Raw genomic sequence first — 12796 nt, 5'->3', positions numbered from 1 at the left:
AGCAGGCAAAAATATATGAGGCTCTCGGAGTGAAGGTACCAACCTCGTCATGTTAACTCCGAGAATCCAGGATTAAACGGGGAACATCACGTTACAAGTTTAGGATAGATTTTTTGAGGCTTTGAACAGTATGCCTATTACAAGTATTGACAATCATAATGCTTTTGTGGAAATAAGTATTTAGGCTGTATATTCAGAAACAATCTTTTGATAAAAACCGCTTTTGTTGCATTCATTTTACAGCAAAAGCGGTTATGTATTTAAAATATTCTATTATGGTTATTGCTAAAATTATTTACTTGTATTTATGACATGCTGAATATACAGAAAGCCGCCAAATCCGTTTTCGTCCATCAGTGAATCAACATTTGTGCCTGCCGGGATATGCAGAACATAGGGAGAGCCTTTATAATAATAATTCACGGTTATAGCCACATCAGGTCTGCTCTTGATGGCATCAAATACCGCCCGGTTAAAGGATGTCCAAATATTAGTGTTGATAGTGACTTCACCCTGCTGGGCATTTAAAATGGTATTAGCTGTATTTGCCAGGAAAGTTGCATATGCGGAATTGGGAACCGCTTCATATCTGAGGAGCGCCCCGCACTTGACACACTGGTATGCAGAAACAGCGTCATCGGATGATGTGGCATCATTTACCACAACCGTTTCGGCAACATGGTCACAGCTTGGTTTGGATGTATCCTTTTTACTGTCGCCCTTGCTTGAGCTGGAAGAAGAACTTGGCTTCTGGGAGCTGCCCGAGTTTGAAGAAGACTGTAAAGCAGGTAAATAGTCTGATACAAGTTTATCGGCTAAAATTTGACCTTGGGTAACAAAACACAAATTGTTATCTGCATCGATCATAGCAATTAAGGGAGTTGTCATACTTGTACTGGAGGACCCTGCGGTTTGGTTATATGAAGATGCTTTGCTTAAAAAATCACCTTGAGCAAACTTTATTTTATCACCGGCACTTGAGCAATATGTAGTTTTAAATGTGGAAATAGAAGCATCGTCAGTTTTTGCATTAGAATCATTATATGATGAGCATGCAAATGCATATACGTCATTGTTCTGAATTAAATCACTCTCGGAAATACTTTTTAGAGTATTTTGACAGTTTAGGCAGTTTACTTTATAGAAAACGAGTAACTTTGGTCTTCCATTAGCCTGGCTGGATAGTTGTTCACCATCTATGGTGGTAAAGGTAAAATCAAGGTTTTTTGTTCCGGAAGGCAGTGGATCGGCAGCCATCACAGGCAAAGCAGGAGCCATCATGAGCAACAGAGCTGCCAGCATAGATACGATTTTTTCTTCATGTTCTTTTTCCTTTCAGAATTTTATTGTTGAGATTGGATCGTATGAAGAATATATCATAAAAAATATACGGTGTAAAGTAAATTATATCTTTGAAGCACGGAAAAATTTCCCTGATTTAGACGGTTGTAAGAATATGCAATAATGTGTATGTTTCATCATAATTCTATCAAAATAACATTCATTGTGTAGCTGTAGCAGATATTGATAACAAAAGTTTTGGTATATTTTACCGGGTTTGCATCTTTTTGGACGTATTTTTTGTTGAAATTTGTATACAGCAATATTATACTATTTTATTATATAGTACAAAGCAGGAATAAGTATGTTGGAATGGGTTTTAAAAATTGTTTTATGGATTTGGGAAAATATTTCTAATATTGATGCAACAATAAGTATTATTGCCGTTATAGTGGGAACGACAATTTCTGTCGTGATTCGTTTTAAGGTGAAACGTGAACAGCTAAAGTACTTTGTTTTGGATAAGCAAACCAGACAGGCTATAAAAAATTATGTTCCGACAAGAGGAACCAATATAGATCCATGTGACCAGGAAATTGCTGAGGATGAGCCTGGTTTTGAGTTAATTCCTTTTTTTATGAAGGAATTTAAAAATCCGGAATCACAGTACTTTATTATCTTAGCTGATTCCGGAATGGGGAAAACCACTTTTTTGCTAAAGCTGTTTTTTCAATATAAAAGAAAAAAGTTGAAAAAGTATAAGATAATGTTGATTCCTTTATCACAAAGTCAAGCGTTTGATGAGATAAAAGGGGTTAAAAATAAGCAAAAAACAATACTGCTGTTGGATAGCTTTGATGAAGATACATATGCAATGGAAGATTATATTGGACGTTTGCAGGAAATTTGTAACGAGACAGAGTCGTTTTATAAAGTGATTATGACTTGCAGAACTCAGTTCTTTCCGGATAGTGAAAATGAACCCAGGATTACCGGCAAAATGAGATTTGGCGTTGGAAAGAAGAATGTAGAGTTTGAAAAATATTATATTTTGCCATTTAGGGATTCTGAAATATCTATGTATTTAAAAAAGAAATATTATCCTTTTGGAAAAGATAAATTTGAGCGTTCCTATAAATTGATATCAAATTGTCCGCAATTGGTAGAAAGGCCAATGCTTTTATCATATATAGATGATTTGATAGAAGAAAAGGAAGTGAATTATGATAGTGTTTACGAGATCTATGAGCAATTAGTGCGCAAATGGATAGAAAGAGAAGCACTTAAAAATAATAAGCTTTTATATGAATTTTCGGAAAAGGTAGCGGAATATATGTATTTGAACAAGACGATATATATAGGAGGAGCGCAAATTGAGAGTTTATGTAAAAAATATAAAATAAATTTACGGAGTATTGAAGCTAAATCAAGGTCTTTGCTAAACAGGAACGCAGGCGGTGATTATAAATTTGCCCATAAAAGTATTTTAGAATTTTTTTTGTATGAGAAAGCACATAAAGAATTGGAATTTCGTAAATTAATTATTTCAAATAGTTTAAGCGGCTATGAAATGTTAGAGTATTTTATAAAAGAAAGAAGTTTATACTTTATAAATAATCTACGAAAGGATAATCCCAGGGAAATAAAATCAATTGTTTTTAAATGCTTTATCTTATATAAAGTTGATTTTTCAGGAATTGATTTTATAGATTGTGATTTTGAAAGATGTGTATTTATAGAGCCTGCCTTCAAAGCTGCAACTTTTTTAAACGTAAATTTTAGTGAGGCGTATTTAGAGAAAGCCAATTTTTTAGGAGCTAATTTAGTAAATACAAGTTTAAATCATGCAAATTTAAGAAAATGTGAGTTACGTGATTCGGATTTAGAAGGAACAAATATGGAGGGAGCAAATTTAGAAGGGGCAGGATTAGAAAGGGCAAAATTAGTAAAAGTAAATATGAAGGGAACAAATTTAAAAAAAGCATCATTAAGCTGGGCAAATTTATATGAAGTAAATATGGCAGGGGCAGATTTGGAGAAAACAATTCTGATAAATACTAATTTTGGAAGGACTTTATTAAACGGTATAGACTTAAGTAAGGCATATTTACTTTATTCAAAACCAAGAGATTTTTGGGGACAGGATAAAGGGGAGGAAAAGGGATTAGAAAGAGACTTAGAAGGAGCAAATTTATCCGGGGCAGATTTGAGTGGTTTAAATTTAAAGGGAATAAATCTGAGGGAAACCATACTGGAACATGCAATTTTAAATAATACAATTCTTGACGAGACCCAGGTTTTTTACTTGGAGCATGAATGTGATTTGCAAAATGCTAAAATATATCTGAATGAATCGGATGATATTATTTCTTATAAAGAATATCAAAAAAAATATAAAAGGACAGCAAGGAGCTAAGCAGCATGGCTACGATAAAAGAAATTGCAAAAAAGGCAGGCGTGTCAATCGGAACCGTAGACAGAGTCCTTCATAACAGAGGAATGGTAAATGCCCAGACAAAGGAGCGGGTGCTTGGGGTTATGAAAGAGCTTAACTACCGGCCAAATCAGGTGGCCCAGGGGCTTGCCCTGAGGAAAAAGAGGCTAAAGATCGGCTTTTTTCTTCCTGACATACAAAACCATCCGTTTTTTAAGGAGGTTGCGCTGGCAGCAAAGAAAAAGGCAAAGGAGCTGGAACAGTATGGCGTTCAGGTAAGCTTTTACCAAACCAGGGAAGATGAGCCCCTGGCATCGGTACGGGCGGTCTATGAAAATATGCTGTCAGAGCAGGATGGGATCGTTACGCTTGGGGTGGATATTCCGGAGACGAGATTATATCTGGAACAGGCATATAAAAAGAATATACCGGTTGTTTTTTATAATGCCTATATGGAAGGGACGGAGTTTCTTGCCTATGTGGGGTGCGATTACCTGAAATCAGGCGCTCTTGCGGCGGGACTGAGCGCTCTTGCAGGGGGAGAGGATGCCCGGGTGTGTATATTTTCGGAGGGGCTTGACTTTATTTCAAGCCACAGGGTAAGGGTGGACGGCTTTTGCAGGGAGGCGTCCTGCCGGTATCCAAAGATGAAGGTGCTGGAATATTTTTCAATCGGCGGGAGCAGAGAGGAAAATGAGCAGACCGTGAAGGAGATGTTTCGGAAATATCCGGATGTAAATATTGTGTATGTGGTAAATCCCAGGGATTATGAGATTTGCAGCATGATTGCCTGTGCGGATAAAAAGCGGCAGATTCGGATGATTACCAATGATATGGTGGGAGAACAGATAGAAATGCTCCGCCAGGGAACCATTTCGGCCACGGTATGTCAGGAGCCGGAAAAGCAGGGGATGCTGTCGCTTGAAATTCTTTTTCAGTATCTGGCATATGGCAGGAAACCGAAGGAACAATTGTGCTATACAAACTTGAGTATACATATTGCACAAAATCTATAAAATTCAAAGTGGAGGAAAAGGCTGGTCTTGCCCATAAAATGAGCGTGCTAAAATGTCTCAATCATCGGGTTTCCCAACCGGACGGATGATGGAAGAAAAAAAGGAGTGCTTTGTGCATTATATCTAAAAATAATATTTAATCAAGAAACAGATTGACATTTTTGCTAATCTGTTTTTATAATGAAATTACCGTTAACGTACACGGAAAAATAAAATATTCATGTGACAAGGATTTTGTAGACATATTGTACAACGATGGGCAATATACATGATAAAGCCCGTTTCAATGCCGGCAGCAGCTTTAACAGGAACAAGTCAATAGAATCATAAATAAAAAGAAAGGACAAAAAACTATGAGAGCAACCAAAGAATACCGTCTTTCCATGACCCAGGAAGCGCAGAAAATCGTAGATCAGCTTACTTTAGAGCAGAAGGTATGGCTGATGAGCGGCAACATTGACATTGTCAAAATGACGCCGGAGCTTATGGCCCAAATGGCGGAGGAAATGTCGGGAGAGGAAAATCATTATAACGTGACGCCCTATGCGGCGGGAGGCCTTGAGGAATTTAATCTGCCTCCTATGCTGTTTGCAGACGGCCCGAGAGGGGTGGTGTGCGGAAACTGGCAGAGTACCTGTTTTCCGGTATCCATGGCAAGAGGGGCCACTTTCGATACGGAGCTTGAGGAGAGAGTGGGACATTGCATTGGCAGAGAAGTACGTGCTTTTGGGGGCAATCTTTTTGCAGGGGTGTGCATCAACATGCCCTACAATCCGGGCTGGGGACGAAGCCAGGAGACTTACGGAGAGGAGACATATCAGATTGGCCAGATGGGCGCAGCGCTGGTGCGGGGTGTCCAGGATGAGGATATTATGGCATGCGTGAAGCATTATGCGTTCAATGATATGGAAAACGCCCGTTTTAAGTGCAGCGTTACTTGTGACCAGCGTACGGAACAGGAGGTATATCTACCGCACTTTAAGGATTGTATTGATGCGGGAGCAGCCAGTGTCATGAGCGCTTACAACCGTTATAACGGTGTGCACTGCGGACATCACAATTATTTGCTGCGCCAGGTCTTAAAGAAAGAATGGGATTTTGATGGTTTTGTAATGTCTGATTTCTGCTGGGGCGTGCGGGATACGGTGGAAGCGGCCAACGGCGGTCAGGATATGGAGATGATGTGGACACAGTATTTCGGGGATAGGCTTGTGAAGGCGGTACAGGACGGCTTTGTGCCGCAGGAGCGTATCGATGAGGCGGCCCTGCGCATTGTCCGCACGATTCTTGCCTTTGACAAAGACCATAAAGAGTACGATATGTCGGTGGTTGGATGTCCGGAGCATATTGCGGTGGCAAAAGAAGCGGCTGAAAAGGGAATTACCCTGATCAAAAATGAAAATGTCCTTCCGCTGCATAGAAGCGAAACAAAGAAAATCGCCTTGATTGGCAAGCTTGCGGACACAGCGGTTATCGGCGACCATGGTTCAAGCTGGGTGCGCCCGCCCTATGTGGTAAGCCCTAAGGAAGGCCTGGAAAAGGCAAACGAAGGATGCCAAGTGATCTTTCATGACGGCGGGGATATTGAGAGTGCTAAGAAGCTTGCATCAGATGCGGATGCGGTTATCTTCGTGGTTGGATATGATCATGATGATGAGGGTGAGTTTATTTCAGAGAATGAGGCGGAGAATTATACAGGTTCCATGGGTGGAGACCGAAAGGTAAGCTTAGGCCTCCATGAGGAAGATATTGAACTGATTAAGCAGGTGGGCCCTGTGAATGAGAAGTCAACGGTGGTTCTGGTAGGCGGCAATATGATTATGATGACCGAGTGGTATGACTGTGTAAATTCCATTATTATGGCTTATTATCCGGGAATGGAGGGCGGTACCGCCCTTGCCGAGATTATTTATGGTGATGTAAATCCTTCGGGAAAACTTCCGTATGTGGTGCCTTATTCGGAGGACGATTTGCCCCATGTGGACTGGGAGGCCACAGACCAATACTATGAATATTATCATGGGTATACCCGTCTGGAAAAAAATGGTGTGAAACCGCTGGTTCCTTACGGCTTTGGGTTAAGCTATACCACCTTTGAGGTTACTGCGCCTAAGGCGTGGGTGGAAAACGATACCTTGAAAGCAACTGCAAAAGTTAAAAATGCAGGGGCGTTAGACGGAGATGAGGTGGTGCAGCTTTACGTGGGATTTGAAAATTCTGCAGTAGACAGACCGGTAAAACAGCTACGAGGGTTTAAGCGTGTGAGCTTAAAGGCAGGAGAAGAAAAGGAAGTGGAAATCTGTACGCCTGTTGAAAAATTGAAATGGTACAATCCAATTTACCGGGAATGGCAGTTAGAAAATATGGAATATTCCGTTTATGTAGGCACCAGCGCTGCCAGAGAAGATTTGCAAAAGACGGCGATACGGTTATAGCAGGGTATCATGCTGCCGTGTTTTGGCAATGCGGCTTTGCGCGACTTTCGCGGGTAACGAGCCAAGTGGGCATGCCTGCATGAACATTTGGCGATTGCGGCGCGCTTTCATTCGGGAGAGAAATTTCTAAAATATATTCCAGGTCGGATTCAGATACAGTTTCAGAGTATCAAGGGTTGGTTTTCGTTATTTCATGCAAAAAATAATAACTATATAATGTATTTGTAACGTATTCGTGAATGCTTTATGAAAAGTATATAAAATTAAAACGGGAAAGGAATACCATATGGAAGAAAAAAGATATTTAAAATGGTACAATAAGGTAGGATATGGTTCAGGTGACCTTGCCGCGAACTGTATTTATGGTCTGCTTACAAGCTTTGTGATGATTTATCTGACGGATACGGTGGGATTGAATGCAGGTATTATCGGAACACTTATCATGTTTTCCAAGTTTTCGGATGGCATTACCGATGTTTTCTTTGGCACACTGATCGATAAAACACATACTAAGCTGGGAAAAGCGCGTCCCTGGATGTTATGGTCCCAAATTGGCAACTGTATCCTTTTGGTGGCAGTGTTTGCTATTCCGCAGAGCCTGGGTGAGACGGCAAAATATGCTTATTTCTTTATCGCTTACACGCTGCTGAACGCAGTCTTCTATACGGCTAACAATATTGCTTATGCATCGCTTACTTCTTTGATTACCAAGAATGGAAATGAGCGTGTACAAATGGGTTCTATCCGTTTCATGTTCTCTCTGGCAACCAACCTGATTGTTGCATCTATTACGGTAGGTTTGGTTCAAAATTTTGGAGGCGGTGCGGCAGGCTGGAGAACAGTGGCAATCATTTATGCGGTTATTGCTTTGATTGTCAACACGATTTCCGTATTTTCCGTAAAAGAGCTGCCTCCGGAGGAATTGTCCGAAGGAGTGGAGAAAAAAGAAAGCCATGCACAGGAAAAGATTGGTTTTGTAGAGTCATTTAAATTATTGGCTGGCAATAAATATTTCCTGATGATTGCAGGATTTTATATTCTGATGTATGTACAGACCGGTATTGCAGGTATTGGTATTTACTATATGACTTACGTACTCGGTAATCCGGCCATGCTGGGTACTTTCTCCATGGCGCAGATGCTGCCTATGGTAATTGGCCTTGCCTTCACGCCTATGCTGGTAAAGAAGTTCGGTGGAATGTATAAGGTAAACTTTTGCGGCTATTGTATGGCAGTGATTTTCAGGCTGGGATTTGTTGCTGCAGGTTATATGGGAATTATCCCGCTCATGCTGGCATGTTCCGCGCTTGGCGGTCTGTGCACAAGCCCTGTAACGGGTGATATCAACGCGCTGATTTCGGCGGCATCCGACTACACCGTTCGTACTAAGGGCAAACATATTGAAGGCGCTATGTTCTCCTGTTCGTCCCTGGGCATTAAGCTTGGCAGCGGTATCGGCTCCGCTATCTCGGGATGGCTCCTGGCAGCCAGCGGATACGTGCCGAATGCGGCTCAGCAGTCGACATCCGCAATCAACATGCTGAATTTTATGTACCTGTGGTTCCCTATGATATCTGTAACGCTGATTGCAGTGATTATGTACTTCCTGAAGGTCGAGAAGGCGAACGCAGACTGGGATGCAGCCCATGGTGTGAAAGCATAATGGATTACCCCAATTGGAATGTGGTAAAATAATCATTCATACATATAGGATATAAAAACATTACAACGCCCGGGTGCCATCAGCCCGGGCGTTAAGTTTAAGAAATTTCCGAGCGGTGTCGTTTTCGGTAATTTAGAGGCGTTTCTCCATAACGGTTTTCAAAGAGCCGGTAAAAATGGCTGCGGTTAGAGAAACCAAGCTCCTCTATAATAGAAGAAATACTTTTATCCGTATCGGCAAGAAGGGTGCGTGCCTCGTCCAAATAGATGCTTTGTCCGTATTCGAGAATCGTTTTCCCCGTATGCTTTTTCATGATCCGATTTAGATATTCCGCATTATAGTGAAGCTGGGAGGACAATTCTTCCCGGGTGCAGCGGCCGTGGCTGGTGCGCATGATGTGTGTGATTTTGCTGAAAAGATACTCCTGACTTTCCGACTGGGAATGAATCCGGTTGATGCTAAACAGCTTGGGATCCGTCATAAGCAGCAACAGACGGCTAAAAGCGCCTTTTATAAAAAAGAGCGAACCAGGCTTCATATTGATTATCTCGTATATGATGGTATTGAGCAGAGGCGATGTTTTTTCCAGAATATCATTGACAGGAATGATAGGAAAACAGTCCAGGTACACCTTATCAAACTGGTGGAGGCGGTTGCGGCTGTCCGTAAAAAGCTGGAAAATCAGGTTTTCTTCCTGATGCATGGAACCGTTTGGGTCACTTTCCTGATATTCCGCCAGTAGCTGCGCGATAAAGTCATCCTGCATCATGAGAAAGACCGCCTGAAAATCACCGGCAAAATCTTCGCTGTGAAGGATATTTTTGTTCATGATACAACACTGCCCGGCTTCGTAAGTAAAGACCTGGTTTTCCACATAGTTTGTGACGGCCCCGGAAAGTACATACATGATTTCAATACAGGAATGCTGATGAAGGGGGCGTTTCCGGAAAAAATCTCTGTGTTTTTCATCTATTTGGGAAGAAAGATAGGAATGCTGTGTGAATTGGAAAATATTGTAAAGATTTTCCTGTTCCCTGCAGGTTTCCAGTAAAATCATAAAAGGGGTCTCGATTCCATAAAGCTGAAAGTCGTTACTGACGACCAAAGGATTGGAAGAATCCGTAATCTGTCTATAATTTTCCGGAGAAAAAAGACGGGCGCTGTCAGAAGACTTTTGCCCGGAAAGTTTGTCTGTTTGGCTCATAAATAAATTTCCCTTTTATTTGAAAGTTTTCATATATTAAAAATTTGTTTTTTTCACGATCATGCATTTTAAATTTTCAGGTTGAATTTGGATACAGCTTTATAAAAAACAGTTGTTTTTCGTTATTGAGAGGAAGGATGCAATTGTTTATACTTTGTAAATATAGTATACACGAATGCGAATGAAGATGAAAGAGAAAGTTAGGCAATTATAAACCATCGAACCCAAGAAAGGAGAACAGAGTATGATTCGCAAGAAAATAAATCGCGACTGGCAGTTTGCGAAAGGCAGCACATCTATGATGTCTGCATTTATGGGAGGCCCGAAGTTTGAGGCGGTAAATCTGCCTCATGACGCCATGGTGCATGAGGAACGCACGCCGGATACTGCCAATGGCACGCAGACCGGGTATTGGCCGGGCGGGCTTTATACGTATGTAAAGAAAATGGACATTCCCATGGAATGGAAAGATAAGACCGTACTGATAGAATTTGAAGGGGTTTATGCTACCGCAATGGTATATATAAATGGTGAGCTGGCAGGGAGTAATCTGTACGGATATTCTAATTTTTATGTAGCGCTTGACAAGTATCTAAAGTACGGGGAAGAAAATGAGATTCGTGTAGTTGCGGACAATGGGGCGGAGAAAAACAGCCGCTGGTATTCCGGAAGTGGTATTTACAGAAACGTAAATCTGCTGGTAGGGTCCAGAATCCATATTCCGGCGGATGGTGTGCGGATTACTACGCTGGATGTGTCAAAGGACAGCGCAGTGGTGGAAGTATGTACGGCCGTCAAAAACATCACCAGGGGAAAGGAAAAAATTACGGTGGAAGTAACCTTGTCCTGTGAAGGGACCCTGGTAGGAACAGATAAGGTGGGTGTGACCATGTTTATGGAGGCCGAGGAATTAGTCTACCAGAAGATTGCGCTTAAAGCGCCTAAGCTGTGGAGCCCTGATACCCCCAATTTGTATGACTGCACGGTGAAGCTTTATGCAGGGAAGGAGCTTTTGGATGAGGTGAGAGAGCACTTTGGCATCCGAAAACTGGAACTGGACGCAGAGCATGGACTTCGTATCAATGGAGAGCAGGTGAAACTGCGGGGAACTTGTATTCATCACGACAATGGTATAATCGGCGCCACCACTTTAAAGAAGGCGGAGGAGAGAAGATGCCGCCAAATGAAGGAGGCGGGCTTTAACAGTATCAGAAGCGCTCATCATCCCATGGGCAAAGCAATGCTGGACGCATGCGACAGGGTTGGTATGCTGGTTATGGACGAGCTGAGCGATATGTGGACCAACCACAAGAATGCAAACGATTTTGCGATGCATTTTCTGGAACAGGTGGACACGGAAGTGGAGCGCATTGTGAAAAAGGATTACAACCATCCCAGTGTAATTCTATATTCCGCAGGAAATGAGATACCTGATTTGGGAACTGCCAGAGGCGCCCAGATCAACCGTATGATCTGCAATCAGTTTCACGCTTTGGATCCTTCCCGTTACACAACCAATGCGGTAAACGGGATGCTCACTTTAGGGTCTAAAATGGGGACTGTGATTCAGGATGTTATGAGCAGTCTGAAACCTTCAGGCGGGCAGGAGGAGAAAAAAGAGACAGACCGGGAAGAAGAAGGGGCAAGCGCATTAAACTCCATGATGGCGCTGATGATAGGCCCCGCAGCGGATGCCTTTGCCTGTCATCCGCTGATGACGGAAAGCATAGAGGAAGCCTGCCAGGCGATGGATATTACCGGGCTGAACTATCTTACCGGGCGTCATGTTCTTGAAAAGGAACTGCATCCTAATAAAACGGTTGTGGGGACAGAGACTTATCCGGCGGATATTGTGCGGCTCTGGGATATTGTGAAAAACAATGACCATGTGCTGGGGGATTATACCTGGACGGGTTATGATTACTTAGGCGAGGCAGGATGCGGCATCTTTTATTATGACGGCACACAAAATTTTAACGGCGTTTATCCTGACAGGATTGCGTACATAGGCGATATAGATATCATTGGATACCGCAGACCGATTAGTTATCTTCGGGAGATTGTATTTGGACTTCGAAAGGAGCCCTATATTGCGGTGGAGCGGGTGGACCGTTATGGCATGAAGCATTCCCAGACCGCATGGATGCTGAAAGACAATCTTGCAAGCTGGACCTGGCCCGGATATGAAGGAAAACCGGCCAATGTGGACATTTACAGCAAGGATGAGGAAGTGGAGCTGTTTTTAAATGGTAAATCCTTAGGAAGAAAGTCGGCCGGGGAGGCCTGCGGTTTCACCGCATCCTATGAGATAACCTATGAACCCGGCGAGCTTTTGGCGGTAGGCTATGCGGATGGTAAGGAGACGGGCCGTTTTGTCCTTAAGACGGCGGACGAGAAGGTGGAGCTTCAAATCGTCTGCGAGGGCGAAACTTTAAAAGCAGACGGCGAGGATCTTGCGTTTGTAACAGCTAAGCTGGTGGACAAAGATGGTATTGAGAATCTGTTTGCCGAGAAGAAAGTGACGGTCAGCGTAGAGGGGACAGGTACTTTGCAGGGCTTTGGAAATGCCGACCCAAGGGCAATTGGAAGTTATGACGATAATACCTGGAAGACCTACAACGGCTATGTGATGGCGGTGGTACGCGCAGGCACTGAAGATGGAGAGATTAAAGTGAAATTTGAAGCGGACGGTTGCCAGGGACAGGAAATGGTAATTCATGTGAAGGCCTGAGCAGATTGGCGCATGAAAACAGCTGAAAAGGG

Annotated in this window: 7 protein-coding genes; 5 read left to right on the top strand and 2 right to left on the bottom strand. The window is 42.6% G+C overall.

Features of this window, described 5'->3' with window-relative positions:
- Positions 1-291: 291 nt before the first annotated feature.
- On the bottom strand, positions 292-1302 hold the full coding sequence (locus D5281_RS18050; RefSeq protein ID WP_160561487.1) for a hypothetical protein: 1011 nt from the start codon (positions 1300-1302) through the stop codon (positions 292-294).
- A 343-nt stretch (positions 1303-1645) separates the two neighbouring features.
- On the opposite strand from D5281_RS18050, the gene D5281_RS18045 reads away from it, so the two are divergent.
- From D5281_RS18045 to D5281_RS18030, 4 genes are all read left to right on the top strand, one after another.
- On the top strand, positions 1646-3697 hold the full coding sequence (locus tag D5281_RS18045; protein WP_160561486.1) for a pentapeptide repeat-containing protein: 2052 nt from the start codon (positions 1646-1648) through the stop codon (positions 3695-3697).
- A gap of 5 nt (positions 3698-3702) precedes the next feature.
- Positions 3703-4731 carry a substrate-binding domain-containing protein gene (locus tag D5281_RS18040; protein ID WP_160561485.1) on the top strand — a complete coding sequence of 343 codons (1029 nt, stop codon included), beginning with the start codon at positions 3703-3705 and terminating at the stop codon, positions 4729-4731.
- Positions 4732-5084: 353 nt separating this feature from the next.
- Positions 5085-7166: a beta-glucosidase family protein gene (locus D5281_RS18035; RefSeq protein WP_160561484.1), complete on the top strand. Its 2082-nt coding sequence runs from the start codon at positions 5085-5087 to the stop codon at positions 7164-7166.
- Positions 7167-7452: 286 nt separating this feature from the next.
- A complete protein-coding gene (locus D5281_RS18030) occupies positions 7453-8829 on the top strand; it encodes an MFS transporter (RefSeq protein WP_160561483.1) in 1377 nt (458 codons plus the stop codon).
- A 97-nt stretch (positions 8830-8926) separates the two neighbouring features.
- On the opposite strand, the gene D5281_RS18025 is transcribed toward D5281_RS18030, so the two are convergent.
- Entirely contained in the window at positions 8927-10033 is a 1107-nt protein-coding gene (locus tag D5281_RS18025; RefSeq protein ID WP_160561482.1) for an AraC family transcriptional regulator, read from the bottom strand.
- Between the two features lie 244 nt (positions 10034-10277).
- Here D5281_RS18025 and D5281_RS18020 point away from each other — a divergent pair, with 244 nt between their 5' ends.
- The gene (locus D5281_RS18020; protein WP_160561481.1) at positions 10278-12764 is read left to right on the top strand and encodes a glycoside hydrolase family 2 protein; all 2487 of its coding nucleotides are present in this window, start codon (positions 10278-10280) and stop codon (positions 12762-12764) included.
- Positions 12765-12796 lie beyond the last annotated feature (32 nt).

Origin of the sequence: Parablautia muri (assembly GCF_009917485.1) — a bacterium.
Classification (GTDB): domain Bacteria; phylum Bacillota; class Clostridia; order Lachnospirales; family Lachnospiraceae; genus Suilimivivens; species Suilimivivens muri.
The sequence above is the reverse complement of the archived record's forward strand: the minus strand, read 5'-3'. Positions and strand labels throughout refer to the sequence as shown.